Source organism: Streptomyces syringium (assembly GCF_017876625.1).
GTDB classification, from domain to species: Bacteria; Actinomycetota; Actinomycetes; order Streptomycetales; family Streptomycetaceae; genus Streptomyces; species Streptomyces syringius.
The window spans coordinates 6,672,498-6,698,161 of the sequence record NZ_JAGIOH010000001.1 but is presented as its reverse complement, the minus strand read 5'-3'; the positions used below and the strand labels follow the sequence as shown (position 1 = coordinate 6,698,161).

Below are 25,664 nucleotides of genomic sequence, written 5' to 3'. Positions count from 1 at the left end.
GACATCCGTATGCGCTTCGGCGTCAACTACACGCCCTCCCGGGGCTGGTTCCACCACTGGCTCGACTTCGACCTCGACGACATCCGGGCCGACCTGGACCAGATCGCCGCCCTCGGTCTGGACCACATCCGGGTCTTCCCGCTCTGGCCGGTCTTCCAGCCCAATCGCACCCTGATCCGGCCGAAGGCGGTCGAGCAGCTGGTCCGGCTCGTGGACGCGGCCGGCGAGCGCGGGCTCGACGTCAACGTCGACGGGCTGCAGGGCCACCTCTCCAGCTTCGACTTCCTGCCCGCCTGGACGACGACCTGGCACCGCCGGAACCTGTTCACCGACCCGGACGTGATCGAGGCGCAGGCGGAGTATCTGCGGGTGCTCGCCGCCGCCCTCGCCGACCGGCCCCACTTCCTGGGGATGACGGTCGGCAACGAGATCAATCAGTTCTCCGGTGACCCGCACCCGGACCCCGACCGGGCCGACCCCGTCCAGGCGGGCCACTGGCTGCGGCGGATGCTCGACGCCTGCGAGAAGGGCGCGCCCGGCCGGCCCCATCTGCACGCCTCGTACGACGCCGCCTGGTACGACGGCGCGCACCCCTTCACCCCCGCCCACTCGGCCCGCCTCGGTGCGATGACCGCCGTGCACTCCTGGGTCTTCAACGGCACCGCACAGCGCCACGGCCACGCCGGGACGGCCACCGAGCAGCACGCCGCGTATCTCATCGAGCTGTCCAAGGCCTGGGCGGTGGACCCCGCCCGGCCGGTCTGGCTCCAGGAGGTCGGCGCGCCCGCACCGCACGTCCCGCCCGGCCACGCGGCCGCCTTCACCGAGGCGACCGTCCGCAACGCGCTGGACTGCCCGGACCTCTGGGGCATCACCTGGTGGTGCTCGCACGATGTGGACCGCGCGCTGGCGGACTTCCCCGAGCTGGAATACGGCCTCGGACTGTTCACCAACGACCGCCGGATCAAACCCGCCGGTGAGGTGATCGCCAGGATCATCCGCACCTGGCTCGGGAGCGGCCGCCCCGCGGAACCCCGCCGGACCGCCCTGGTCGTGGACGCGGGTGCGGAGGAGGGCGCGCCCTACCGCTCGGTGTGCTCGCCGGGGGGCGCGTATTTCGAGGCGTGGATGCGGCTTGCCTCCGGCGGGGGGCGGCCGGCTTCGGTGCTCTCGCAGCGGGCGGGGGACCTCGGGTATCTGGCCGGTCGGGGGATCACGGAGGTATTGACGGTGGATCAGGTGCGGTAGGAGGCGGTGGCCGTGCGGGGTTCTCTTCCCCAGCCCCGCCCCTTCCCGTTACCGGGGCTCCGCCCCGGACCCCGGTCCTCAAACGCCGGACAGGCTGACATGTGGAGCCGCCATGTATGACAGAGCCGCACGACCTCAGGTCACCCGCCGCCGCGTCCTTGCCGCAGGCATCGGTGCCTTGGCTGTACCCGCCGTACCCGCCGTACCCGGCGCCCGTGCCGCGCCCGTCGCGGACCTCCAGCCGTACGCCTCGTACTGGTATCCCGACAGCCTGCCGGCGGGCTCTCCCGCGCCCGGCGTCACCTGGCGGAGTCTGCGTTCCTGGGCGCCCGAGAGCGACGTGGACCTGCCGTTCAACAAGGCCACCGTGCCCCTCGCCACCCGTTTCACTCCCCCGCCCGTCCATGCGACCGCGCGGGCGGGGCAGGCCCGGGTGTCCGCTCTCGCGGCCTTCGCGCACACCTCGGGGAACCCGTCGCAGGGCTCCCCCACCGCCGACTACTACGCCCTCACCCACTGGGCCTACCTCGACGAGCTGGTCTTCTGGGGCGGCTCCTCCGGCGAGGGGCTGATCCTCGCGCCGAACGCGCCGGTCGTGGACGCCGCGCACCGCAACGGCGTGCCCGTCCTCGGGACGGTGTTCCTGCCTCCGGCCGCGTACGGCGGGCAACTGCGCTGGACGCGGGAGCTGGTGCGCAGGGGCGCGGACGGCGGGTTCCCGCTGGCCGACCAGCTGATCCGGGTGGCCCGCGCGTACGGTTTCGACGGCTGGTTCGTCAACGCCGAGACCGGTGGCGGCGACGCCCGGCTCGGCGCGGACGTGCGGGACTTCCTGGCCCACCTGAGGACTCACGGCAAGGGATTGCGGGTCACTTGGTACGACGCGCTGGCCGTCTCGGGGGACGTCTCCTGGCAGAACGAGCTGAACGACCACAACTCCCCCTTCTTCCGCGCCGCCGACTCGATGTTCCTCAACTTCAACTGGAGCCGGGCCGGGCTCGCGTCGTCCGGCGCGCTCGCCGAGCGCCTGGAGCGCGGGCGGTACGAGCTGTGGGCGGGCATCGACGTGGAGGCGAACGGCTGGGACACCCGGGTCGACTGGGACGCGATCGTCCCCACCGACCGACCGCACGTCACCTCGTACGGCTTCTACCGGCCCGAGTGGACGTGGACGAGCCTCCCCGCCGGCGGGCGCTCGCCCGCCGCCTTCCACGCGCGGGACGACCGGTTCTGGTCCGGGCCGGCCGTGGATCCGTCCGCTCCCGGCGCCGGGCCGTGGCGGGCTCCGGCGGCCTCCGTCGCGGACCGCACGACGCTGACCGCGCTGCCGTTCGCGACGAGCTTCAACACCGGGCACGGACTGGGCTGGTACGAGCGCGGCACGGTCCTGTCCGACGCGCCCTGGAACCATCTGGGGCTTCAGGACCGGCTGCCCGGGCGGCGCTGGGTGATCCGCACGGCCGGTGCCCGGCCGGTGGTGGGCTTCGACTTCGCCGACGCCTGGCGCGGCGGCACCAGCCTGCTCGTGGAGGGCCCGCTCGCCGCGCCGACGACCGTCGAGCTGTTCACCGCGGCTCTGCCGCTGTCGCGGACAACGGTGGTGGAGCTGGCGCACCGCACCGACCCCGGGTCGGCGGGCGTCCGGGTGGAACTGGTGGTCTCCCCGGAGCCCGGCCGCTTCGTACACGTGCCGGCGGGCGCGCTGCCCCCGGGCGGGCGCGGCTGGACCACGGCCCGGCTGCGCGTCGGCGCGCTGCCGCCCGGCCGCGCCGGCCGGACGATCCACGCGCTGGGTGTCCGGCTCACCGCGACCGGCGGCGGGGCCGTCCGCTGGCGGCTGGGCCACCTCGCGGTGCGCGACACCGCGGCGCCCGGACCGGCCGCCCCCGCCCGCCCGGCCGCGGTGACCGTCGCCGCGGCACGGCCGAACGGCGACGGTACGGCCGCGCTGCGGCTCCGCTGGAGCCCGGGCACTCGCCCGGCACCGCCCGTGCGCCATTACGAGCTGCACCAGGTGCTGCCGGGCGGTGGCCGCCGCTTCCTCGGCGGCACCTGTGGGCATGCCTACTACGTTCCGGCGCTGCGTCGTACGGGCGGCGAGGCGGTCACCCGCGTCGACGTGCGCGCCGTGGACGAGCTGTACGTCTCCTCGGCACCCGCACGCGTTTCCTTCCGCTGGTCCATCCCGTCTTCGTGAGGACACCGACGCCCATGCACAACGACCGCACCGTCACCGAAGCCCGTCTCAAGCGGGTGCTGGACGAGCGCATCCGGCCCGCCGTGTATCCCGAGTCGGTGCCGCTGACCGTCACCGTGTGGAACGCGCCCGGCGAGCCCGTGCCCGTCGCCGAGGGCCTCGCGGCCGGGCGCGAGCCGATCGAGGTCGGCGCGCCCTGGGGCCCGCCGTGGGGCACCAGCTGGTTCACGGTCACCGGAACCGTGCCTGAGGAGTGGGCGGGCCGGACCGTCGAGGCGCTGCTGGACCTGGGCTTCGACGAGAACATGCCGGGCTTCCAGTGCGAGGGGCTCGTCTACCGGCCGGACGGCTCGCCCGTGAAGGGGCTCAACCCCCGCAATCAGTGGGTGCGGATCGGCGAGTCGGTCGCGGGCGGCGAGGAGGTGCTGCTGCACATCGAGGCCTCGTCCAACCCGGTGATCCTGGACTATCACCCGTTCGTGCCGACCGAGCTGGGAGACCGGCTCACGGCGGACGACGCGCCGCGCTACCGGCTGGCCCGGATGGATCTGGCCGTCCTGGACGGGGTGGTGTGGGAGCTGGTCCAGGACCTGGAGGTGCTGGGTGAGCTGATGGCCGAGCTGTCGGTGGACTCGCCGCGCCGCTGGGAGATCCTGCGGGCGGTCGAGCGGGCGCTGGACGCCGTCGACCTCCAGGACGTCGGCGGGAGCGCGGAGCGGGCCCGCGAGCAGCTCACGGAGGTGCTGTCCGCGCCCGCGCACGCCTCCGCGCACCGGATCAGCGCGGTCGGGCACGCGCACATCGACTCGGCGTGGCTGTGGCCGCTGCGCGAGACCGTGCGGAAGGTCGCCCGTACCACGGCCAATATGACCGCCCTGCTGGAGGACGAGCCGGACTTCGTCTACGCCATGTCGCAGGCGCAGCAGTTCGCGTGGATCAAGGAGCACCGGCCGGAGGTGTACGCGCGGGTGAAGAAGGCCGTCGCGGAGGGCCGGTTCGTGCCGGTGGGCGGCATGTGGGTGGAGTCCGACACGAACATGCCCGGGTCGGAGGCGCTGGCACGGCAGTTCGTGCACGGCAAGCGTTTCTTCCTGGAGGAGTTCGGGATCGAGACGGAGGAGGTGTGGCTGCCGGACACCTTCGGCTACTCGGCGGCGCTGCCGCAGCTGGTGAGGCTGGCGGGTGCCAAGTGGTTCCTGACGCAGAAGATCTCCTGGAGCCGGACCAATAAGTTCCCCCATCACACGTTCTGGTGGGAGGGCCTGGACGGCACCCGGGTGTTCACCCACTTCCCGCCGATCGACACCTACAACTCACGGCTGTCGGGGCAGGAGGTGGCGCACGCGGTCCGCAACTTCCAGGAGAAGGGCGGTGCGACCCGCTCCCTCGCACCGACCGGCTGGGGCGACGGCGGCGGGGGGACGACGCGCGAGATGGTGGCGCGGGCGAAGCGGCTGGCGGATCTGGAGGGCTCGGCGAGGGTCGTCTTCGAGCGGCCGTCGGCGTTCTTCGAGAAGGCCCACGCGGAGTACGGGCACGCGCCGGTGTGGGTGGGCGAGCTGTATCTGGAGCTGCACCGGGCGACGCTCACCAGTCAGGCGAAGACGAAGCAGGGCAACCGCCGCTCGGAGCACCTGCTGCGCGAGGCGGAGCTGTGGGCCGCGACGGCGGCCGTACGGGCCGGGTTCCGCTATCCGTACGAGGCACTGGACCGGCTGTGGAAGACGGTGCTGCTGCACCAGTTCCACGACATCCTGCCGGGCACCTCGATCGCGTGGGTGCACCGGGAGGCGGCGGCGACCTACGGGGCGGTCACGGCCGAGCTGGAGTCGATCGTCGGGGGCGCGCTGGCAGCGCTCGCGGGTGACGCCCCGGGCGGTGGGACGGTGGTCTTCAACGCGGCGCCGCACGGGCGGGGCGGCGCGGTCGCCCACGGTGGCGCCCTGGTCGACTCCCCCGACCGCGACCCCGGCCACGCCCCCGCCTCCGCCTCGCCGACGGTCCGGGCGCGCGAGGGCGGTGGCTTCACGCTCGACAACGGTCTGCTGCGGGTGGAGGTCGACGGGCGCGGCCTCGTGGTCTCCGTGTACGACCCGGAGGCGGACCGGGAGACGATCGCACCGGGGACGGCGGCCAACCTGCTGCAACTGCACCCGGACTTCCCGAACATGTGGGACGCGTGGGACGTGGACCACTTCTACCGCAACACCGTCACGGATCTGACGGACGTCGAGACGCTGGAGCCGACGGACGAGGGGGCACTGCGGGTCGTCCGGGCCTTCGGCTCCTCACGGGTCGAGCAACTGCTCTCCCTCCCCGCGGGGGTACGGCGGCTGGACATCGAGACGGAGGTCGACTGGCACGAGACGGAGAAGTTCCTCAAGGCCGCCTTCCCCCTCGATGTGCACGCCGACCGCACGTCGGCCGAGACCCAGTTCGGCCATCTCCACCGGCCCACGCACACCAACACCAGCTGGGACGCGGCCAAGTTCGAGGCGTGCGCGCACCGGTTCGTGCATCTGGAGGAGCCGGGGTGGGGGGTGGCGGTGGTCAACGACTCGACGTACGGCTACGACGTGACGCGCGCCGTGCGCGAAGCGGACACCGGGACCACGACCACGCTCCGGCTCTCGCTGCTGCGGGCGCCGCGCTTCCCCGACCCGCGCACCGACCAGGGCACCCACCGGTTCCGCTACGCGCTGGTGCCGGGCGCGTCGTTGGGGGACGCGGTGCGTGAGGGGTACCGGATCAATCTGCCGGAGCGGAGGGTGCCGGGCTCCGCGGGTGTGGAGCCGCTCGTGTCGGTGTCCGACGACGCGGTCGTCATCTCCGCGATCAAGCTCGCGGACGACGGCAGCGGGGACGTGGTGGTGCGGCTGTACGAGTCGCTGGGCGGGCGGGCCCGTGCGCGGCTGTCCGCGGGGTTCCCGACGGCGTCGGTGTCCGTGTGCGACCTGCTGGAGCGGCCTGTGGCGGCTGCCACGACGACGGACGGTGACGGCGTGGTGCTTTCCCTGCGACCGTTCGAGATCGTCACCCTGCGGCTGGCGCGGCGCGCAGCATCCGGCGTGTGAGCCCCGGTCCCGCCCTTTCACCGTTTCTTGTCCTCAATCGCCGGACGGGCTGAATTGTGCCCGTCCGGCGGTCGAGGACTTCACGCCCCGATGGCCTTCATCAGCATCGGGAACGACGCCACCAGCTCACGCTCCCAATAGCGCCAGGTGTGCCCGCCGGTCGAGGCGCACACCGTGGCCGGGACGCCGAGCTGTGCGAGCTTGGCGCGCAGCTGCTGGTTCATGCCGAAGACGGCACGCTCGATCTGGTCGTCGGTGCCGTGCGCGGCCGGGTCCGTGCAGCGCGCGGCGGACGGGGGCGGGTCGCCCCACTTCCAGCCCGCGCCCTGCTCGGCGCCGTTGCCGTAGGAGATGTAGAGCGGGGTGCCGGCGAGCTCGGCGGCCCGCTCCAGCGGGCTGTTGCGCTTCCACAGCCACTGCTGGCGCAGATCGGCCGGGTCGTCGGTGTCGAAGGGGTAACCGGGCTCGCCCCACAGGCGCTTCCAGTCGGTCAGGCACGTGATGCCGCCGGCCTTCACCGCGTCGGGCCCGTCGAAACCGCCGTCGGGTGACCTGTAGAGGGGGTTGACGGCGCCGCTGTACGAAGCGGCCGCGCTGAACAGGCCGGGGCGCACGGCCGTGAACTTCAGCGCTCCCTGGCCGCCCATGGACAGCCCCGCGACGGCTCGCCGCGCCCCGGCGCGGTAGTCCCGCTCCAGCAGCGGCCGGACCTGGTCGAGCAGATAGGTCTCCCAGGCCGGGGCGCCCCACCTGCCGCCGTTGTACCAATTGCTGTAACCGCTGCACCCGCTGGTATCCGGCATGACGACGATCGCGTCCCGGTCGGCGGTGAGCTCCTCGATGTGCGTGTTGGCGGTCCAGTCCAGGTGGTTGCCCGCGCCGCCGTGCAGCAGCCACAAGGCGGGCCAGGTCCGTGAGGCGTCCTTGGACCAGCCCTTGGGCAGCAGCAGGCGCACCCACGTGAACAACGCCTCGGTGTCGGGCGAGGCGACGGCCAGATCGAGCGTCCGGTCGTCGACCCGCACTTCCTTGACCACGCGGGCCGGATTGTCCGCCGCGCGGGCCTCCGCGGGACCCGCCCCGGCCGTCTGCGCCCCCACCACCGGCAGCAGCAGCGCGAGCGCCGCCAGCGCCCGTGCGGCCCGCGCCGTGAATCCCCCGTGCCGAGCCCTGCGCACCATGCGATCGCCCCCCCACATGCCGCTCACGTCAGTGGTGCGCGTCATATTACGGTGAGGGGGTGACAACGTACGTGGCTCTCCTGCGCGGCATCAACGTGGGCACCAAGCAGCGCGTCCCCATGGGGACCCTGCGCGATCTGCTCTCCGGTCTGGGCTGCGGCTCGGTGCGCACCCACCTCAACAGCGGCAACGCGGTGTTCACCCACCCGGGCTCCGACCCGGACGCCCTGGCGGCCGGGCTGGAGGAGGCCATCGCACGCGAGCTGGGCCTGTCCGTGCGCTGCTTGGTGCGCGAAGGAGTGGACCTGCGTCGCGTCGTTGACGCCAATCCGTTCGCCGACCGCACGGTCGATCCCGCGCGGTTCCTGGTGACCTTCCTGACCGGCACCGCCCGCCCCGACGCCTTCGCGGACCTCGATCCGGGCGCGTACGCGCCCGATGAGTTCGTCCTCGGGGAGCGCGAGGTGTATCTGATCTGCCCGGACGGCATCCGGGACTCCAAGCTGGCGAAGCTCCTGACGGGCCGGCGCCTGGGCGAGGACGGCACCGCCCGCAACTGGAACACCGTCACCCGGCTCGCCGACATGGCGGACGAGGCGGACGGCTGATAGCGCCCCCGGCCCCTCTTGGCAAAGGGGACGTACCACGCCCGCGGTACGGGCGCCGGGGGTTGTACGCCGCACGGAGGGGACCCGCTCGTCCTGTCGGCGACACAGGTGGACGACGGCTCCGCTTAGCATTCGGGCATGAAGCTGCGTTTCCCCCGGCGCCCTCGGTCCGGACGCGACCGGCTGCTGGCCGCCACGGCCGCCGGCGCCGTACTCGTCGGTGCCGGTACCTGGACCGTGGCCTCGGCCACCGGGTCGGACGCCGCCGTGCACCGCGAGGACCGGTTCCTGACGATGCCCGACGCCCCGGGCGCCGAGCGCTCGGGTCCGGTCCGCATCGACACCTCGTACTTCACCTCCGGTGACACGGACACCCGCAGACCGGCCGTGCTGCTCGCGCACGGCTTCGGGGGCAGCAAGACCGAGCTGCGCGAGAGGGCGGAGGAACTGGCGCGCGACGGCTACGCGGTGCTGACCTGGTCCGCGCGCGGCTTCGGGCGGTCCACGGGCCGTATCGGCCTCAACGACCCGGGCCGTGAGGTCGCCGATGTGAGCCGGCTGATCGACTGGCTGGCGCGACGGCCGGAGGTGCGGCTCGACAAGGCGGGCGACCCGAGGGTGGGCATCGCGGGCGCCTCCTACGGCGGCGGCGCCGCCCTCCTGGCGGCCGGGCACGACAAGCGCGTCGACGCCATCGCCCCGCAGATCACCTACTGGAACCTCGCCGACTCGCTCTTCCCGAACGACGTCTTCAAGAAACTCTGGTCCGGGATCTTCTTCACCACCGGCAGCACATCGGCCGGTGTCACGCCGAACGCCTCCGCGCCGGCCGTCGGTGACGGCCCGGCCCGCACGGCGGGGGCCACCGCCCGGTTCTCCGGCTGCGGCCGGTTCGAGAAGACACTGTGCGAGATGTACGAGCGGGTGGCCGTCGACGGGAAGCCGGACGCGCGGGCACGGGAGCTGCTGGAGAGCCGCAGTCCCTCCGCCGTCGCCGACCGGATCAAGGTGCCCACCCTCCTCGTCCAGGGCCAGACCGACTCGCTCTTCCCCCTCGACCAGTCCGACGCGGCGGCCAAGGCCATCGCCCGCAACGGCGCGCCCGTCTCCGTCGACTGGATCGCCGGTGGCCACGACGGCGGGGCGGACGAGAACGACCGGATCGCGCGGCGCACGCGCGCGTGGTTCGACCGCTACCTCAAGGACGACGGGAGCGCGGGCACCGGACCCGCGTTCCGCGTCAGCAGGACCGGCGGAATCGACACCACCGACGGCAAGGCGCAGCTGCGCGGCGCGAGCGGGAAGCGCTATCCGGGGCTGCGCGGCGACCCGCGCGCGATCGAGCTGACCGGGCGCGAGCAGTCGTTCGGCAATCCGGCGGGGGCGGCACCGCCCGCGATCTCCGCGGTGCCGGGCATCGGTTCGCTGAACCGGCTGTCGGGCCTCGGCGTCGGTGTCTCCCTCGACTTCCCCGGCCAGCACGCGCGCTTCGACTCGGCCCGGCTCAGCGAGGGTGTCCGCGTCACCGGCTCCCCGACCGTGCGGGCGAGGATCTCCTCGGACACCGGGGAGGCCGTTCTCTTCGCCAAGGTCTACGACGTCGGGCCGGACGGGCAGCAGGTGCTGCCCGGACAGCTCGTCACGCCCGTCCGCGTCACCGACGCGAAGGGCGGCCGCACCGTCGAGCTCAAGCTGCCCGCCATCGACCACACCTTCGAGTCCGGTCACCGGATGCGGCTCGTCCTCGCCGCCACCGACCTGGGTTACGCCTCCCCGGCCCGGCCCGCCGCGTACACCGTCGCGCTCGCGGGCGGGGCCTTGAGCGTGCCGACCGCGCCCGGTGTGCGGACCGGCTCCTCCGCCCTCCCCTGGTGGACGTGGGGGCTGCCGCTCGGCGGCGCGGCCGTCGCGGCGGCCCTGCTGCTGACCGGTCGCCGGCGCACCGCACCGCCCGCGCCCGACCCGGCGCTCGCCGAGGTGCCGTTGCAGATCACCGGCCTGAGCAAGCGGTACGCCAAGTCCGCCGACCGGTACGCCGTACGGGAGCTGTCCTTCCGCGTCGAGCGGGGCCAGGTGCTGGGGCTGCTCGGCCCGAACGGTGCGGGCAAGACCACCACCCTGCGCATGCTCATGGGTCTCATCCGCCCCGACGAGGGCGGGATCCGCGTCTTCGGGCACGCGATCCGGCCGGGTGCGCCGGTGCTGTCGCGGGTCGGGGCGTTCGTGGAGGGCGCGGGGTTCCTGCCGCACCTGTCCGGCCGGGCCAATCTCGATCTGTACTGGCAGGCGACGGGCCGCCCGGCCGAGGACGCGCACCTGGAGGAGGCCCTGGAGATCGCCGGCCTCGGCTCCGCGCTGGAGCGGGCCGTACGGACGTACTCCCAGGGCATGCGGCAGCGTCTCGCGATCGCGCAGGCCATGCTCGGGCTGCCGGATCTGCTGATCCTGGACGAACCGACCAACGGGCTCGACCCGCCGCAGATCCGGGAGATGCGCGAGGTGATGATCCGGTACGCGGCCGCCGGCCGTACCGTCATCGTCTCCAGCCATCTCCTCGCCGAGGTCGAACAGAGCTGTACGCACCTGGTCGTGATGGACCGCGGCCGGCTCGTGAGCGCGGGTCCGGTCGCGGAGATCGTCGGCTCGGGCGACACGCTGCTGGTCGGTGTCGAGGGCGAGCTGCCCGAGGTGACGGCGGAGAAGGTGGCGGCGCTGCCCGGCGTGGCCTCGGCCGTGCGGAGCGAAGAGGGGCTGCTGGTGCGGCTCGACGGCATGGGCGCACCGGAGCTGCTGGTGGAGCTGGTGCGGTTGGAGATCCCGGTGGCGCGCGTCGGCCCGCACCGCCGCCTGGAGGACGCGTTCTTGACCCTGATCGGAGGCTCGGCATGAGCACCGCGGTGACCACGGCCCCCGAGTCCGCACCCGGTTACCGGGCGCGGCACACCCTGCCGCTCCGGGTGGAGGCGATGCGGCAGTTGCGGCGGCGGCGCACGCTCGTGGTGGGGGCGGTGCTGGCGGTGCTGCCGTTCGTCCTGATCGCCGCGTTCGCCATCGGCGGGCAGCCGAGCGGGCGCGACGGGCGGGTGACGCTGATCGACACCGCCACCGCCTCCGGCGCGAACTTCGCGGCGACCTGTCTGTTCGTCTCGGCGGGCTTTCTGCTGGTGGTGCCGGTGGCGCTGTTCTGCGGGGATGCCGTGGCCTCCGAGGCGAGCTGGTCCTCGCTGCGCTATCTGCTCGCGGCGCCGGTGCCGCGCGCCCGGCTGCTGCTGAGCAAGCTGGTCGTGGCGCTCGGGTTCAGCGCGGCCGCGATGGTGCTGCTGCCGGTGGTGGCGTTGGCGGCGGGCACGGCGGCGTACGGCTGGGACGGTCTGCAGATCCCCACCGGCGGTGCGCTGCCCGCCGGGACGGCCGTCGGCCGGCTCGTGATCGTGGTGGCGTACATCTTCGTGGGGCAGTTGGTCACGGCGGCGCTGGCGTTCTGGCTGTCGACGGTCACGGATGCCCCGCTGGGCGCGGTGGGCGGCGCGGTCGGGCTGACCATCGTCGGCAATGTGCTGGACGCGGTGACCGCGCTGGGGCACTGGCGCGATTTCCTGCCGGCGCACTGGCAGTACGCGTGGGCGGACGCGCTGCAGCCGCAGCTGGAGTGGGGTGGAATGATCAAAGGGACGGCGGTGTCGGTGGCGTACGCGCTGGTGCTGTTCGCTCTGGCCTTCCGGCACTTCCGGGCGAAGGACGTCGTGTCCTGAGGGCGCGGGGCGGCTGTCGTCCTCGGTCGCCTGTCCTCAGTCGCGGGGCGGGGCAGCCGCAGCCCCGTACACCGCTCCGGGCTCCCGCAGCCCCGGCAGCAGCTCCCGTACCGCGCCGCCCGCCTCGGCCGGTGTCCAGCGCCGGCCCTTGTCGGTGGTGGGGCCGGGGTGCCAGCCCTCCATGACGGTGATGCGGCCGCCCTCCGCTTCGAAGACCTCGCCGCTGACGCCGGCGGAGTCCGCGGAGGCGAGCCACACCACCAGCGGGGAGACGTTCCCGGGGGCCATGGCGTCGAATCCGGTCGTGGGCGCGGCCATGGCGTCGGCGAACGTCTGCTCGGTCATGCGGGTGCGGGCGGCGGGGGCGACGGCGTTGACCTGGACGCCGTAGCGGGCCAGTTCGGCGGCGGCGACGAGGGTGAGGGCCACGATCCCGGCCTTCGCGGCGGCGTAGTTCCCCTGCCCCACGCTGCCCAGCAGACCCGCGCCGGAGGTGGTGTTGACGACGCGGGCCCGGCGGGCGCGGCCCGCCCTGTGCTCGGCGCGCCAGTACCCGGCCGCGTGCTTGAGCGGCAGGAAGTGGCCCTTGAGGTGGACGCGCAGAACCGCGTCCCAGTCGTCCTCGTCGAGGTTGACGAGCATCCGGTCGCGCAGGAACCCGGCGTTGTTGACGAGCGTGTCGAGCCGGCCGTAGGCGTCGAGGGCCGTGGCGAGGAGCGAGGCGGCGCCCTCGGTGGTGGCGATGTCGCCGCTGTGGGCGACGGCTTCGCCGCCGCAGGCGCGGATCTCGTCGACGACCTGCCGGGCGGGGCCCGCCGAGCCGCCCTCCCCGCCGGGCCCGACGCCGAGGTCGTTGACGACGACCCGGGCGCCTTCGGCGGCGAGCGCGAGGGCGTGCGCCCGGCCGAGACCGCGGCCGGCGCCGGTGACGGCGGCGACGCGGCCCGCGCAGATTCCGGTCATCTCAGGGCTCCTCGAAGGTCGTGACTGAAGGGGCTGAAGGGGCTGAAGGATGGGCACGCGCCGCGGCCAGGAACGCCGGGCGTTCGCCGCCGCCGTGGACGAGAAGGCTGGCGCCGGTGATGTAGGACGCGCGGTCGGAGGCGAGGAAGACCACGGCGTCGCCGATCTCGTCGGGTTCGGCGAGGCGCCCGGCCGGGACGGTGCGGGCGACGGCGGCGACGCCCGCCGTGTCGCCGTAGTGCAGGTGGGCCGATTCCGTGCGGACCATGCCGAGGACGAGGGTGTTGACGCGTACGGCCGGTGCCCACTCCACCGCCATCGTGCGGGCGAGGTGTTCCAGCCCGGCCTTGGCGGCGCCGTAGGCCGCCGTGCCCGGTGACGGGCGGGTGCCGCTCACGCTCCCGATCATCAGGACGCAGCCGCCGGCCGGCTGCCGGCGCATCACCCGGTGGGCGGCGAGCGAGACGGTCAGCGGTGCGGTGAGGTTGAGTTCGAGCACGCGCGCGTGGCGCTCGGCGTCCGCGTCCTCGAGCAGCCGGAAGGGCGCGCCACCGGCGTTGTTGACCAGCAGGTCCAGCCGGCCGAAGGCCGACGCCAGCTCGTCGAAGAGGGGCTGCACGGCGGCCGGCCGGCGTACGTCCACCGGTCGGAAGCAGGCGGTCCGCCCGTCGGCCGTGACCGGCTCGTCCGGTGGGCGGCGGGCGCAGACCACCACCCGTGCCCCGGCGCGCAGCAGCGCCCGCGCGATGCCCGCGCCGACGCCGCGCGTCCCGCCGGTGACGACGGCGACGCGTCCGTCCAGGTCGAGCGCTCCACTCATCCCGTACCACCTCCCGCGCCGGACGATCCGCTGCTACCTTCGCCCCTAACAAACGTTTGGTGGAAAGGTAGCTGATCCACTGATGGGTGTCTCCACCTCCCGCCCCGAAGCGGGCATCGCCGTCGTCACCGTGGACTTCCCGCCCGTCAACGCCGTTCCCGTGCGCGGCTGGTACGAGCTGGCCGGGGCCGTGCGCGCGGCGGGCGCCGATCCGGCCGTCCGCTGCGTCGTCCTGGCCGCCGCCGGGCGCGGCTTCAACGCGGGGGTCGACCTCAAAGAGATCCAGCGCGGCCCGGGCCACCGGGCGCTGATCGGCGCCAACCGGGGCTGCGCCGCCGCGTTCTCGGCCGTGTACGACTGCGAAGTGCCGGTCGTCGCCGCCGTGCGGGGCTTCTGCCTCGGCGGCGGGATCGGGCTCGTGGGCAACGCCGACGCCGTCGTCGCCACCGAGGACGCCACCTTCGGCCTGCCCGAGCTGGACCGGGGCGCGCTCGGCGCCGCCACCCATCTCGCCCGGCTCGTGCCCCAGCATCTGCTGCGCACCCTGTACTACACCTCGCGCACCGTCACCGCGCGGGAGCTGCACCGGCACGGTTCCGTGTGGCGGGTCGTACCGCCCGGCGAACTCCTGACGGCGGCACTGGAGCTGGCGCGCGAGATCGCGGCCAAGGACGGCTCGCTGATCCGGCTCGCCAAGGCCGCCCTCAACGGCATCGACCCGGTCGACGTCCACCGCGGCTACCGCTTCGAGCAGGGTTTCACCTTCGAGGCCGCGCTCACCGGCGTGGCCGACCGGCACCGCGAGGCCTTCGTCTCCGGGAGGTCCCAGCCGTCCCGGCTGCCGGGGACATCCGCGACGGAACCCCAGGAGGAGCCGTGACCGGTGGGAAGCTGATGACCGCCGACGAGGCCGTCGGCCGGCTGGAGAGCGGCATGACCGTCGGCATCGGCGGCTGGGGCTCGCGGCGCAAGCCGATGGCGCTCGTCCGCGCGCTGCTGCGGTCGGATCTGACGGATCTCACCGTCGTGTCCTACGGCGGACCCGACGTGGGCCTGCTGGCGGCGGCGGGGCGGATCGCCAGGCTCGTGACCGCCTTCGTCACGCTCGACTCCGTGCCCCTCGAACCGCACTTCCGGGCCGCCCGGCAGAGCGGTCGCCTGGAGCTGACGGAGCTGGACGAGGCGATGCTGATGTGGGGGCTGACGGCCGCCGCGCACCGGCTGCCCTTCCTGCCCGTCCGGGCCGGTCTCGGCTCCGACGTCATGACGGTCAACCCCCACCTGCGGACGGTCACCTCGCCGTACGCGGACGGGGAGGAGCTCCTCGCCGTGCCCGCGCTGACCCTGGACGCGGCCCTGGTCCACCTCAACCGGGCGGACGCGCGGGGCAACGCCCAGTACCTGGGCCCCGATCCGTACTTCGACGACCTCTTCTGCGAGGCCGCCCGCGAGGCGTACGTCTCCTGCGAACAGGTCGTGGACAGCGCCGCTTTCGCGCCCGCCGGCGGCCCGCAGACCCTGCTGATCGCACGGCACTGCGTCACCGGGGTCATCGAGGCGCCGGGCGGGGCGCACTTCACCTCCTGCGCCCCGGACTACAACCGGGACGAGGCGTTCCAGACCGCGTACGCCAAGGCCGCCGCCGACCCCGTGGCCTGGGGCGAGTTCGCGGGCCGCTTCCTGTCGGGGGACGAGGACGACTACCGGGCCGCCGTCGCGGCCTTCACCGGGGAGGGCGCGTGAGCGAGGGCGCGAGGACGGGCGTGACCCGTGCCGAGTACTGCGTGGTCGCCTGCGCGGAGGCGTGGCGCGGCGCCGGGGAGATCCTGGCCGCCCCGATGGGGCTCGTCCCGACGGCCGGCGCGCGGCTCGCGAAGCTCACCTTCTCCCCCGGTCTGCTGCTGACCGACGGCGAGGCGATGCTGATGGGTGACGTGCCCGCGCTGGGGGCGGCGTCGCGGGTGAGCGAGGGCTGGCTGCCGTACCGCCGGCACCTGGCGCTGGTCACCGGCGGCAGCCGGCACGTGATGATGGGCGCAAGCCAACTGGACCGGCACGGCAACCAGAACATCTCCTGCATCGGCGACTGGAAGCGGCCCGACCGCCAGCTCCTCGGGGTGCGCGGCGCGCCCGTCAACACCCTCAACAACCCCACCAGTTACTGGATCCCGCGGCACTCCCCCCGGGTGCTGGTCGACCGGGTCGACATGGTGTGCGGGGTCGGCTACGACCGGGCGGCGGCGGCCGGGCCCTCCGCGACCCGCTTCCACCGCATCCCCCGCGTGGTCACCGATCTGGCCGTGCTCGACTTCGAGACCCCGGACCGTACGATGCGCGTGCGCTCCCTGCACCCCGGGGTCACGCCCGCCGAGCTGCGGGCGGCGACCGGCTTCCCCCTCGACGTCCCCGGCGACGTGCCGCGCACCCGCGAGCCGACCCACCGTGAACTGCGGCTGATCCGCGAGGTCGTCGACCCGGCCGGGCTGCGCGCGCGGGAGGTACCCCGATGAGGACCGCGCTCACCGACCTGACCGGTGTCCGCCATCCCCTCGTGCAGACCGGCATGGGCTGGGTCGCGGGCCCGCGCCTCGTCGCGGCGACGGCGAACGCGGGGGCCCTCGGCATCCTCGGCTCCGCCACCATGACGCCCGACCGGCTCAGAGAGGCGGTCCGCGAGGTGCGCCTGCGCACCGACCGCCCGTTCGGCGTCAACCTCCGCGCGGACGCGGGGGACGCGGAGGAACGGGTGCGGATCATCATCGGCGAGGGCGTGAAGGTCGCCTCCTTCGCGCTCGCCCCCTCCCGCGAACTGATCGCCCGTCTCAAGGACGCCGGAGTCGTCGTCCTGCCCTCGGTGGGCGCGCGGCGGCACGCGGAGAAGGTCGCGGCATGGGGCGCGGACGCCGTCGTCGTGCAGGGCGGCGAGGGCGGCGGCCACACCGGGGGCGTGGCGACCACGGTCCTGCTGCCTCAGGTGGTCGACGCGGTGGACATCCCGGTCGTCGCGGCAGGCGGCTTCCACGACGGCCGGGGCCTGGTGGCGGCCCTCGCCTTCGGGGCGGCGGGGGTGGCGATGGGGACCCGGTTCCTGCTCACGGCCGACAGCACGGTCCCGGCGGCGGTGAAGGCCGCCTACCTCGCCGCGTCCGTCGGGGACGTCACGGTCACCACGAAGGTCGACGGCCTCCCCCACCGCATGCTGCGCACCCCGTTCGTCGACGCCCTGGAGCGCTCGGGCCGGGCCCGGTCCCTGCTGCGGGCGGTGCGGCACGCCGCGTCCTTCCGCGCGGTCTCCGGGCTGACCTGGCGCCGCATGGTGCGCGACGGGCTGGCCATGCGGCACGGCAGGGACCTCACCTGGAGCCAGGTGCTGCTGGCCGCGAACACCCCGATGCTGCTCAAGGCCGCCATGGTGGACGGCCGTACGGACCTCGGGGTGATGGCCTCGGGGCAGGTCGCGGGCCTCGTCGAGGACCTGCCGTCCTGCGCGGAGCTGGTGGAGCGCGTGATGCGGGAGGCCCACGAGACGCTCGCGGGCCTCCCGCCGGTCACAGCCGCTCGATGATGGTGACGTTCGCCTGGCCGCCGCCCTCGCACATCACCTGGAGGCCGTAGCGCCCGCCGGTGCGCTCCAGTTCGTGCAGCAGGGTGGTCATCAGCTTGACGCCGGTGGCGCCCAGCGGGTGTCCGAGGGCGATCGCGCCGCCGTTGACGTTGACCCGGTCCGGGTCGGCGCCCGTCTCGTGCTGCCAGGCCAGGACCACGGGGGCGAACGCCTCGTTGATCTCGACCAGGTCGAGGTCGGCCATCGCGAGGCCGGTCTTCTTCAGCGCGTGCGCGGTGGCGGGAATGGGCGCGGACAGCATCCGGATCGGGTCCTCGCCCCGGACCGAGAGGTGGTGGATCCGGGCGCGCGGGGTCAGCCCGTGGTCGCGCACGGCGCGCTCGCTCGCGAGGAGCATGGCCGCCGCACCGTCCGAGACCTGTGAGGAGAGGGCCGCGGTCAGCCGCCCGCCGGGCATCACGGGCGCGAGGGCCGCCATCTTCTCCCGCGTGGTGTCGCGGCGCGGGCCCTCGTCGGTGCGCACCTCGCCGTACGCGACGAGTTCGCGGTCGAAGCGGCCCTCGTCGATGGCCCGCACCGCCCGCCGGTGCGAGCGGAGGGCGAACTCCTCCATGGCCGGGCGGGTGATGCCCCACCGCTCGGCGATCAGCTCGGCGCCGTGGAACTGGCTGACGGGCCGGTCGCCGTAGCGTTCCCGCCAGCCGCGCGACCCGGCGAACGGCCCCTCGGTCATCCCCAGGGGCTCGGTGGCCCGGCGGGTGGCGTAGCCGATGGGGATCTGCGACATGTTCTGCGTGCCGCCCGCGACGACCAGGTCCTGGGTGCCGGAGAGCACGGCCTGGGCCGCGAAGTGGACGGCCTGCTGGGAGGAGCCGCACTGCCGGTCGACGGTGACGCCGGGCACCTCCTCCGGGAGCCCGGCGGCCAGCCAGCTGGTCCGGGCGATGTCACCGGCCTGCGGCCCGACCGCGTCGAGACAGCCGAAGACGACGTCCTCGACGGCGCCCGGGTCCACCCCCGTACGCTCCATCAGCGCCGTGAGCACGTGCGCCCCGAGGTCGGCGGGGTGAACGGACGCGAGCGCGCCGTTCCGTTTGCCGACGGGGGTGCGTACCGCTCCGACGATGTACGCCTCGGCCATGGCTGCTCCTTCGACAGATGATGCCCGTGCGGGCCCTATGCGGCCGGTTCCCTCCCGGCGATGCCGTCCAGCACCATCGACAGGTACTGACGGGCGATCTCCTCCGGGCTGTGCGTCCCGCCCGGCCGGTACCAGGACGCGGCGACCCACACGGTGTCGCGCACGAAGCGGTAGGCGAGCCGGATGTCGAGGTCGGCGCGGAAGGACCCGTCGGCCACGCCGCGCTCCAGCGTGCCCAGCCAGGCCTTCTCGAACTTCCGCTGCGAGTCCACGAGATAGCCGAAGCGGGGCTGGGTGACCAGGTGCCGGGACTCCTTCTGGTAGATGGCGACGGCGGCGCGGTGCCGGTCGATCTCCCGGAAGGACTCGGTGACGAGGGCCTCGATGGTCTCCCGGGGGCCGAGACCGGCGTCGAGCACGGCGTCGTAGCCGGTCCACAGCTCGTCCAGGAAGCCGGAGAGGATCTCGTCGAGCATCGACTCCTTGGAGTCGAAGTGGTAGTAGAGGCTGCCCGCGAGCAGCCCCGCCTCGTCGGCGATCCGGCGGACGGTGGTGGCGTTGTAGCCCTGCGTGGCGAACACCTCGGCGGCGGTCGCGAGGAGCTCGCGGCGCCGCCCGTGTGCGGGGTTCGCGGTGGTCTTCTTGCTGTTCGTCGGCACTCTCTCATTGTCGGTCACGCGCGCTGGCTGCTGACGGAGACCGTCTCGCCGGTCATGTACGAGGAGTAGCCGCTGGCGAGGAAGACGATCACATTGGCGATCTCCCAGGGCTCGGCGTAACGCCCGAACGCCTCGCGCCCGGTCAGCTCGGTGAGCAGTTCCGGTGTGGTGACCTTCGCCAGGTGCGGGTGCATGGCCAGGCTCGGGGAGACGGCGTTGACGCGCACCCCGTAGGCCGCGGCTTCCACGGCGGCGCAGCGGGTGAGGGCCATGACGCCGGCTTTGGCGGCGGCGTAGTGGGCCTGGCCGCGCTGGGCGCGCCAGCCGATGACGGAGGCGTTGTTGACGACGACCCCGCCGCCGGTGCCGTGGCGCAGCCGGCGCAGCGCGGCGCGGGTGCAGCGGAAGGTGCCGGTGAGGGTGGTGTCGAGGACCTTGTCCCACTGCTCGTCGGTCATGTCCACCAGATCGGCGGTGCCGCCGAGCCCGGCGTTGTTGACGACGATGTCGAGGCCGCCGTGCCGCTCCTCGGCGAGGTCGAACAGGGCGGCGACCTGGGTCTCGTCGGTGACGTCGCAGGTCAGCCCGGCGACGGAGCGGGCGCCGAACGCTTCGGCGAGCGTGGCGACGCAGCCCCGCAGTCGGCGCGCGTGGACGTCGCCGAGCACGACGCGGGCGCCCTCCTCGAGGAAGCGGCGGGCGGTGGCGCCGCCGATGCCGGCGCCGGCGGCGGCGGTGATGACGGCGGTGCGGCCGGCCAGCAGATGGTGACCGGGGAGATAGGGCGGCGGACCCGCGGGGCGGGCGGCGGGCGCCACGGACTCCTCGACGCTGCTCATGGCCGTACGTTAACCTACCAAACACTTGTTAGGGAAGGAGTGGCGGATGGCCCCCGACCATGACCCCGACCATGCCCCCGACGGCGACCTGACCCATGGGCCCGGCCACGGCCCGGACCGCGGGGCGCCGCCCGACGACGCGTCGCGGGACCCGGTGGTGCGCTACGCGCGGCGGGGCCCGGTCGCGACCGTCACCATGAACCGGCCGGAGTACCGCAACGCCCAGAATTCCGCGATGACCTACGCCCTCGACGACGCCTTTTCCGCTGCCGCCGCCGACGACGGGGTCAAGGTCGTCGTCCTCGCCGGGGCGGGCCGGCACTTCTCCGCGGGCCATGACATCGGCTCCCCGGGGCGCGACGCCGATGCCCCCTTCGCCCGCCGGGCGGGGCTGTGGTGGGACCACTGCGACAAGGCGGGTGCGGAGCGTCGCTTCGCCCGTGAGTCGGAGGTCTATCTGGGCATGTGCCGCCGCTGGCGCGAGCTGCCGAAGCCGGTGATCGCGTCCGTCCAGGGGGCCTGTGTGGCGGGCGGGTTGATGCTGGCCTGGGTGTGCGATCTGATCGTGGCGAGCGAGGACGCCTTCTTCGCCGACCCGGTCGTCCGGATGGGCATCCCCGGCGTCGAGTACTTCGCCCATCCGTGGGTGATGCCGCCGCGGATCGCGAAGGAGTTCCTCTTCACCGGCGACCGGATGAGCGCGCGGCGGGCGCACGAGGTGGGGATGGTCAACCGCGTCGTCTCCCGCGAGCAACTCACCGCGTGCACACGCGAATTGGCCGAGCGTGTGGCGGAGATGCCCCGCATGGGCCTCGCCCTCGCCAAGCGTGCCGTCAACCAGGCCGAGGACCTCCAGGGGCTGCACAGCGGCCTGGACTCGGTGTTCGGGCTGCACCACCTGGCACACGCGCACAACGCGGAGACCGCCGCCGATCCGCTCGGCGGGATGGACGTCGCCGCGATGAAGGCACGGGCGGGCACCCCCGCGCCGCCGGAGGGACAAGGGGGAACTCACCGCTGATGGACCTCGACTTCACGCCCGCCGAGGACGCCTTCCGCCACGAGGCCCGCGCCTGGCTGGCGGCCCACGTGCCCCGGGCGCCCCTGCGCTCACTGGAGACCGAGGAGGGGTTCGCCGAGCACCGGGCATGGGAGCGGACGCTGTCCACCGGCCGCTGGTCGGCGGTGTCCTGGCCGTCCGCGTACGGCGGCCGGGACCGTTCGCTGCTGGAGTGGCTGGTCTTCGAGGAGGAGTACTACGCGGCCGGCGCGCCCGCCCGGGTCGCCCAGAACGGCATCCACCTCCTCGCCCCCACCCTCTTCGAGCACGGCAGTGACGAGCAGCGGGCCCGCGTCCTGCCCGCCATGGCGAGCGGTGCGACGATCTGGGCACAGGCCTGGTCCGAGCCGGAGGCCGGTTCCGACCTCGCCTCCTTGCGGTCCGTCGGGGTGCGCACGGCGGGCGGCTGGCTGCTCAGGGGGCAGAAGACGTGGTCCTCGCGGGCCGCCTTCGCCGACCGCGCGTTCGGACTGTTCCGCACCCACCCCGACGCGGACCGGCCGCACCGGGGGCTCACGTATGTGATGTTCCCGCTCGACGCGGACGGGGTGACCGTGCGGCCCGTGCGGCGCCTCGACGGCAAGCCCGCCTTCGCGGAACTCTTCCTCGACGACGTCTTCGTGCCCGACGAGGATGTCATCGGCGAGCCCGGGCGGGGCTGGTCCGTCGCCCTGAGCACGGCCGGCAACGAACGGGGGCCGACCCTGCGCAGCCCCGGCCGCTTCACGGCCGCCGCGCGCCGGCTCGTCGGGCTGTGGCGGGCTCGCGCCGATGGCGGCGACACGGCCCTGCGGGACCGGGTCGCCGACGCCGTGATCCGGGCCCGCGCCTACCAGCTGTCCGCCTACGCGGACGCCTCGCGCCCGGCCGACGGCGGCGCGGCGGGCGCGAGGTCCAGCCTCACCAAGGTGTTCTGGTCCGAGCTGGACCTCGCCCTCCATGAAACGGCCCTCGACCTGCTCGGCCCGTACGGCGAGCTCGCCGACGGCGCGGCGGACGCGCCCGCGCGGGGCGCCTGGGCGGACGGCTACACATTCTCCCTGGCCGGGCCGATCTACGCGGGCACCAACGAGATCCAGCGGGACATCATCGCCGAGCGGCTGCTCGGGCTGCCGAGGGGGACGCGCCGCGCATGAAGTTCCTGTTGGACACCGAGCAGACCGCATTCGGCCGCACCCTCGACCGGATGCTGGGCGCCGCCGGCACCCCGGCGGTCGTCCGGGCCTGGGCGGGCGGCGACCACGGGCCGGGGCTCGCGCTGTGGGAGCGGCTCGCGGACGCCGGGGTCCTCGCCGTCGCCGTGCCGCGCGCGTACGGCGGCATGGGACCGCTGCCCGTCGAAGTGGGCGTCGCTTTTGTCGAATTGGGCCGCCATGCCGTGCCCGGGCCGCTGGTCGAGACGGTCACCGCCGTGGCTCTGCTGTCCCGGCTCGCCGAGCGCGGCGAGCCGGTGCCCGCCGAGGAGTGGCTGCCCCGGCTCGGCTCCGGGAAGGCGAGGGTGACGGTGGCCCTGGCGGCCGGCGGCCCGTACGCGCTGGACGCGGACGCCGCCGACGCGACCTTCGTGGTGACGGGCGACCACCCCGCGCTGCGGCTCGCCACCGGCCACGGTCCGGTGCAGCCCTCGCTCGACCCCGCGCGGCGGCTGTCGCGCCCGCTCACCGGCGGTAGGCCGCTCGCGGGCGGCCCCGCGGTGCGGGACGCGGCCGCGCATGCCGCCGACTGGGCCGCGTTCGCGACCGCCGCGCAGGCGCTCGGGGTCGGGCTGGCGCTGCTGGAGCGCACGGTCGCCTACGCCAAGGCGCGCACCCAGTTCGGGGCGGCCATCGGCTCGTTCCAGGCGGTCAAGCACCGGCTGGCCGACACACTGCTCGGCCTGGAGTTCGCCCGGCCGCTGCTCCACGGCGCCGCCGTGGCCCTCGCGTCCGGGGCACCGGGCGCGGGGGCCGAGATCGCCGCGGCCAAGGTCGCCGCCTGCGACGCGGCGTACGCGGCCGCCCGTACCGCCCTGCAGGTGCACGGCGCGATCGGCTACACCGCCGAGTGCGACGTGTCCCTGTGGCTCGGCAAGGCCCGGGCGCTGCGGACGGCGTGGGGAACCCCGGCGGCTTGCCGGACCCGCGCGCTGGAGCTGTTCGACGCTTAGGGCGTGTCCGACGGTCGAGGACGCCGCGCGGCAAAGGCGCACGCCGGTACATGCGGGCGGATCACCCCGGCGCGGGACGCGCACACCGTGGCCTCCTTCGGCGCGTCGCCCGCGAGGCGGCAGAATCACTCTCCAGTGCACCGACCGGAGAGGATCGACACCGTGGGCCATGACGCCGGGTACGCCGGGAGCGCCGTGAGCGCCAGGGATGGCGGGGGCGGCGGGGACAGCGGGGACAGCGGGGGCGGCGGGGGCGGCGGGGACGCCGAGGACATCGTCGCGCGTGTGCTGCGCCAGTGGCAGCAGGTCCACCCCGGGCTCGACACCGCGCCGATGGCCGTGATCGGCAGGCTGAACCGCTGTGCCGCGCTGCTCCAGCAGGCCACCGACGCCCCGCTGGCGAGCGAGGGGCTGACGCGGGGGGAGTTCGACATCCTCGGCACACTGCGGCGCACCGGCCGGGAGCTGACGCCCGGGCAGATCGCGCGGGAGACCTTCGCCTCCGGGGCCGCGGTCACCAAGCGGCTGCGGGTGCTCGAAGGGCGCGGGCTCGTCGCCCGCCGCCCCGACGACCGGGACCGGCGGGTCGCCCATCTGTCGCTCACCGAGCCCGGCGGCGCGCTCATCGACCGGCTGGTGCCGCATCAGGTCGCCTACGAGGGCGCCCTGCTGGCCGGGCTCGGCGAGGAGCGCCAGGGCCGGCTCGCGGAGACCCTCGCCGAGCTCCTTGTCCTGCTCGAGGGGCGGATCGGCGGGCTCCAGCCCTGAGCCGTGCCCACCGGGGCGGCGGGGGTCAGCGCAGGGGCAGCGACATGATGAGCCGGTCCTCGTGGGGGCCGAAGTAGTCGTCCCGCCGCCCGGCCTCGATGAAGCCGAAGGAGCGGTAGAGCCGTATCGCGGCGTGGTTGGCCGGCTCGACGCTCAGCCGCACCTCGCCGACACCGTGGTCGGTGAGCCGGGCGAGCCCCGCTCGCAGCAGCCGTCTGCCGTACCCGTGGCCGCGCTCGGCCGGCTCGACGCCGAGGCCGAGTATCCAGGCGTCCTTGCCGCCGGGCACGACACCGGCCAGCACATAGCCGAGGAGCCGGGGGCCGCCGGGCGCGGGCCCCTCGCCGGGTTTTTCGCCGGACCCCTCGCCTCCGGGGCCTGTGTCTCCGGGGCCCTCCAGAACGAGTAGGTGCTCACGGTGCACGTCGAAGAGCTGACGCATGACGAAGAACGGATAGGCGGCGCCCTGGAATACCGCGCGGTCCAGCCGCAACAGTTGCGGAAGGTCGCCTTCCGAGACTTCCCGGACTTCCCGGGGCTGACGAATGTCTCGACATTCCCGGACTCCGGGGGCATAACGCTCGCCGGTGCGAGGTGCCGTCGTGCGGCACGACCTGTGGTTGCGGTCGTCGGACAGGGGATTCATCGCGCTCCCTTCGTGGGCCGATGCCACGAGTATTGATCCTTTCGGGTGAAGAGCCAGATCCTCCGTCATTCGATCACAGGTCCGGGCACACCACGGTCAATGGCGTATGCCCCACCCCTGCCCAACCCCGGCTGCCGGTGTACCCGGCGGTGCGGGTTCTGTCCAGTACGCACCCGCTCCCATCGGGGTGTCACCGCACCCCCCAAGCGCTACCATCGACAGATGGATCTCACGTCCGCGGGATACACCAAGGGGCTCAATCGAGAAGCCCCCTGGGACTCATTCGACTCCCGGGCTTACCACCAGCACAACTACGCCTTCCTCCGGAAGGAAGACCAAGAGATCATCGAGGCCGTTCGCGACTACTTCTGCGAGCATTTCCGGAAGCATCCCGACCGGCCCGATTCCGGTATCGACGTCGGCGCCGGCACGAATCTGTATCCCGCGTTGTCCCTCTTGCCATGGTGTTCGAATATCACGCTGTACGAGCACTCCGTGGAGAATGTGCTGTGGCTGGAGCGTGAGGTCGCCGCGTTCTCCGCCAACTGGGGCGCCTTCTGGGAGGTGTTCACCGAGCGGCCGGAGTACCGGGCCGTCAGCGACCCCCGGGGGGCCGTCGCGTCGGCCGCCGCCGTCGGCAAGGGAGACCTGTTCGACCTGCCCCGCGAGCGGTGGGGCATCGGCACGATGTTCTTCGTGGCCGAGTCGATGTCCACGGCCTACCGGGAGTTCGAGGGGGCGGTGGCGGCCTTCGCCCGGGCGCTCACCCCGGGTGCGCCCTTCGCCGCCGCGTTCATGGAGAACTCACAGGGGTACCAGGTCGGCGATCTCCTGTTCCCGGCGTGCGGAGTCGACGCGGAGGACGTCCACGGCGCCCTCGCGCCGTTCGCCGAGGATCTGCGGATCAGCCGGGTGGGGCTGCCGGAGGATCCCATTCGCTCGGGTTACACGGGAATGATCCTGGCATGCGGCAGGCGCGGATAGATCCGGCGGATCA

Annotated in this window: 22 protein-coding genes; 15 read left to right on the top strand and 7 right to left on the bottom strand. The window is 73.8% G+C overall.

Annotated features, from left to right (window positions below; translation table 11 throughout):
- Positions 1–9 precede the first annotated feature (9 nt).
- From JO379_RS29390 to JO379_RS29380, 3 genes are all read left to right on the top strand, one after another.
- On the top strand, positions 10–1,248 hold the full coding sequence (locus JO379_RS29390) for a glycoside hydrolase 5 family protein (RefSeq protein WP_130881162.1): 1,239 nt from the start codon (positions 10–12) through the stop codon (positions 1,246–1,248).
- Between the two features lie 112 nt (positions 1,249–1,360).
- A complete protein-coding gene (locus JO379_RS29385; RefSeq protein WP_209517763.1) occupies positions 1,361–3,445 on the top strand; it encodes an endo-beta-N-acetylglucosaminidase in 2,085 nt (694 codons plus the stop codon).
- 14 nt (positions 3,446–3,459) lie between these two features.
- On the top strand, positions 3,460–6,519 hold the full coding sequence (locus JO379_RS29380) for an alpha-mannosidase (protein ID WP_209517761.1): 3,060 nt from the start codon (positions 3,460–3,462) through the stop codon (positions 6,517–6,519).
- Positions 6,520–6,599: 80 nt separating this feature from the next.
- On the opposite strand, the gene JO379_RS29375 is transcribed toward JO379_RS29380, so the two are convergent.
- The gene (locus JO379_RS29375) at positions 6,600–7,700 is read right to left on the bottom strand and encodes an alpha/beta hydrolase (RefSeq protein WP_209517759.1); all 1,101 of its coding nucleotides are present in this window, start codon (positions 7,698–7,700) and stop codon (positions 6,600–6,602) included.
- A 59-nt stretch (positions 7,701–7,759) separates the two neighbouring features.
- Between JO379_RS29375 and JO379_RS29370 the strand changes: the two genes are divergently transcribed.
- The 3 genes from JO379_RS29370 (at position 7,760) to JO379_RS29360 (ending at position 12,060) form a co-directional block, all read left to right on the top strand.
- Positions 7,760–8,308 (top strand): DUF1697 domain-containing protein, encoded by a 549-nt coding sequence (locus JO379_RS29370; protein WP_209517757.1) that lies wholly within the window; start codon positions 7,760–7,762, stop codon positions 8,306–8,308.
- Positions 8,309–8,446: 138 nt separating this feature from the next.
- Entirely contained in the window at positions 8,447–11,197 is a 2,751-nt protein-coding gene (locus JO379_RS29365) for an alpha/beta fold hydrolase (protein ID WP_209517756.1), read from the top strand.
- Complete coding sequence (locus JO379_RS29360) at positions 11,194–12,060, top strand: ABC transporter permease (RefSeq protein ID WP_209517754.1); 867 nt, start codon at positions 11,194–11,196, stop codon at positions 12,058–12,060. Before JO379_RS29365 ends, JO379_RS29360 begins: the two co-directional genes overlap by 4 nt.
- A 36-nt stretch (positions 12,061–12,096) precedes the next feature.
- Here JO379_RS29360 and JO379_RS29355 read toward each other — a convergent pair whose 3' ends face one another.
- Positions 12,097–13,023, bottom strand: coding sequence for an SDR family oxidoreductase (locus JO379_RS29355; RefSeq protein ID WP_209517752.1), 927 nt, complete (start codon positions 13,021–13,023; stop codon positions 12,097–12,099).
- Between the two features lies 1 nt (position 13,024).
- Positions 13,025–13,843 (bottom strand): SDR family oxidoreductase, encoded by an 819-nt coding sequence (locus JO379_RS29350; protein ID WP_209517750.1) that lies wholly within the window; start codon positions 13,841–13,843, stop codon positions 13,025–13,027.
- A gap of 82 nt (positions 13,844–13,925) precedes the next feature.
- On the opposite strand from JO379_RS29350, the gene JO379_RS29345 reads away from it, so the two are divergent.
- From JO379_RS29345 to JO379_RS29330, 4 genes are read left to right on the top strand one after another with little or no spacing between them, the layout of a single operon-like run.
- Entirely contained in the window at positions 13,926–14,723 is a 798-nt protein-coding gene (locus JO379_RS29345) for an enoyl-CoA hydratase family protein (RefSeq protein WP_209517748.1), read from the top strand.
- Between the two features lie 14 nt (positions 14,724–14,737).
- Complete coding sequence (locus tag JO379_RS29340) at positions 14,738–15,586, top strand: CoA transferase subunit A (RefSeq protein ID WP_209518959.1); 849 nt, start codon at positions 14,738–14,740, stop codon at positions 15,584–15,586.
- Positions 15,583–16,353, top strand: coding sequence for a CoA-transferase subunit beta (locus JO379_RS29335; protein WP_207304034.1), 771 nt, complete (start codon positions 15,583–15,585; stop codon positions 16,351–16,353). Before JO379_RS29340 ends, JO379_RS29335 begins: the two co-directional genes overlap by 4 nt.
- Positions 16,350–17,408 (top strand): NAD(P)H-dependent flavin oxidoreductase, encoded by a 1,059-nt coding sequence (locus JO379_RS29330; protein ID WP_130881172.1) that lies wholly within the window; start codon positions 16,350–16,352, stop codon positions 17,406–17,408. The genes JO379_RS29335 and JO379_RS29330 overlap by 4 nt, the downstream gene beginning before the upstream one ends.
- On the opposite strand, the gene JO379_RS29325 is transcribed toward JO379_RS29330, so the two are convergent.
- Genes JO379_RS29325 through JO379_RS29315 form a run of 3 tightly spaced genes read right to left on the bottom strand, consistent with a single transcriptional unit; the run spans position 17,392 to position 20,047 of the window.
- A complete protein-coding gene (locus JO379_RS29325) occupies positions 17,392–18,549 on the bottom strand; it encodes an acetyl-CoA C-acetyltransferase (protein ID WP_130881173.1) in 1,158 nt (385 codons plus the stop codon). The two genes, JO379_RS29330 and JO379_RS29325, sit on opposite strands and share 17 nt — an antisense overlap.
- Before the next feature lie 35 nt (positions 18,550–18,584).
- On the bottom strand, positions 18,585–19,208 hold the full coding sequence (locus tag JO379_RS29320) for a TetR/AcrR family transcriptional regulator (protein ID WP_130881174.1): 624 nt from the start codon (positions 19,206–19,208) through the stop codon (positions 18,585–18,587).
- A 14-nt stretch (positions 19,209–19,222) separates the two neighbouring features.
- Positions 19,223–20,047, bottom strand: a complete 825-nt coding sequence (locus JO379_RS29315) for an SDR family oxidoreductase (protein WP_130881175.1) — start codon at positions 20,045–20,047, stop codon at positions 19,223–19,225.
- 46 nt (positions 20,048–20,093) lie between these two features.
- Between JO379_RS29315 and JO379_RS29310 the strand changes: the two genes are divergently transcribed.
- From JO379_RS29310 to JO379_RS29295, 4 genes are all read left to right on the top strand, one after another.
- A complete protein-coding gene (locus JO379_RS29310) occupies positions 20,094–21,068 on the top strand; it encodes an enoyl-CoA hydratase (RefSeq protein ID WP_130881176.1) in 975 nt (324 codons plus the stop codon).
- A complete protein-coding gene (locus JO379_RS29305) occupies positions 21,068–22,243 on the top strand; it encodes an acyl-CoA dehydrogenase family protein (protein WP_130881177.1) in 1,176 nt (391 codons plus the stop codon). Before JO379_RS29310 ends, JO379_RS29305 begins: the two co-directional genes overlap by 1 nt.
- Complete coding sequence (locus JO379_RS29300; protein WP_209517745.1) at positions 22,240–23,253, top strand: acyl-CoA dehydrogenase family protein; 1,014 nt, start codon at positions 22,240–22,242, stop codon at positions 23,251–23,253. Before JO379_RS29305 ends, JO379_RS29300 begins: the two co-directional genes overlap by 4 nt.
- Positions 23,254–23,526: 273 nt before the next feature.
- Entirely contained in the window at positions 23,527–24,021 is a 495-nt protein-coding gene (locus JO379_RS29295) for a MarR family winged helix-turn-helix transcriptional regulator (RefSeq protein WP_307842225.1), read from the top strand.
- Between the two features lie 25 nt (positions 24,022–24,046).
- Here JO379_RS29295 and JO379_RS29290 read toward each other — a convergent pair whose 3' ends face one another.
- Positions 24,047–24,463: a GNAT family N-acetyltransferase gene (locus JO379_RS29290; RefSeq protein ID WP_245381582.1), complete on the bottom strand. Its 417-nt coding sequence runs from the start codon at positions 24,461–24,463 to the stop codon at positions 24,047–24,049.
- 426 nt (positions 24,464–24,889) lie between these two features.
- Here JO379_RS29290 and JO379_RS29285 point away from each other — a divergent pair, with 426 nt between their 5' ends.
- Positions 24,890–25,651, top strand: coding sequence for an SCO2525 family SAM-dependent methyltransferase (locus JO379_RS29285; protein ID WP_130881181.1), 762 nt, complete (start codon positions 24,890–24,892; stop codon positions 25,649–25,651).
- Positions 25,652–25,664: the final 13 nt, after the last annotated feature.

Bases quoted from the DNA above. Each gene is read 5' to 3' on its own strand.
- JO379_RS29390 (WP_130881162.1), top strand. From the start codon at position 10: ATGCGCTTCGGCGTCAACTACACGCCCTCCCGGGGCTGGTTCCACCAC.
- JO379_RS29385 (WP_209517763.1), top strand. From the start codon at position 1,361: ATGTATGACAGAGCCGCACGACCTCAGGTCACCCGCCGCCGCGTCCTT.
- JO379_RS29380 (WP_209517761.1), top strand. From the start codon at position 3,460: ATGCACAACGACCGCACCGTCACCGAAGCCCGTCTCAAGCGGGTGCTG.
- JO379_RS29375 (WP_209517759.1), bottom strand. From the start codon at position 7,700: ATGGTGCGCAGGGCTCGGCACGGGGGATTCACGGCGCGGGCCGCACGG.
- JO379_RS29365 (WP_209517756.1), top strand. From the start codon at position 8,447: ATGAAGCTGCGTTTCCCCCGGCGCCCTCGGTCCGGACGCGACCGGCTG.
- JO379_RS29360 (WP_209517754.1), top strand. From the start codon at position 11,194: ATGAGCACCGCGGTGACCACGGCCCCCGAGTCCGCACCCGGTTACCGG.
- JO379_RS29355 (WP_209517752.1), bottom strand. From the start codon at position 13,023: ATGACCGGAATCTGCGCGGGCCGCGTCGCCGCCGTCACCGGCGCCGGC.
- JO379_RS29350 (WP_209517750.1), bottom strand. From the start codon at position 13,843: ATGAGTGGAGCGCTCGACCTGGACGGACGCGTCGCCGTCGTCACCGGC.
- JO379_RS29345 (WP_209517748.1), top strand. From the start codon at position 13,926: ATGGGTGTCTCCACCTCCCGCCCCGAAGCGGGCATCGCCGTCGTCACC.
- JO379_RS29340 (WP_209518959.1), top strand. From the start codon at position 14,738: ATGACCGCCGACGAGGCCGTCGGCCGGCTGGAGAGCGGCATGACCGTC.
- JO379_RS29330 (WP_130881172.1), top strand. From the start codon at position 16,350: ATGAGGACCGCGCTCACCGACCTGACCGGTGTCCGCCATCCCCTCGTG.
- JO379_RS29325 (WP_130881173.1), bottom strand. From the start codon at position 18,549: ATGGCCGAGGCGTACATCGTCGGAGCGGTACGCACCCCCGTCGGCAAA.
- JO379_RS29315 (WP_130881175.1), bottom strand. From the start codon at position 20,047: ATGAGCAGCGTCGAGGAGTCCGTGGCGCCCGCCGCCCGCCCCGCGGGT.
- JO379_RS29310 (WP_130881176.1), top strand. From the start codon at position 20,094: ATGGCCCCCGACCATGACCCCGACCATGCCCCCGACGGCGACCTGACC.
- JO379_RS29305 (WP_130881177.1), top strand. From the start codon at position 21,068: ATGGACCTCGACTTCACGCCCGCCGAGGACGCCTTCCGCCACGAGGCC.
- JO379_RS29300 (WP_209517745.1), top strand. From the start codon at position 22,240: ATGAAGTTCCTGTTGGACACCGAGCAGACCGCATTCGGCCGCACCCTC.
- JO379_RS29290 (WP_245381582.1), bottom strand. From the start codon at position 24,463: ATGCGTCAGCTCTTCGACGTGCACCGTGAGCACCTACTCGTTCTGGAG.
- JO379_RS29285 (WP_130881181.1), top strand. From the start codon at position 24,890: ATGGATCTCACGTCCGCGGGATACACCAAGGGGCTCAATCGAGAAGCC.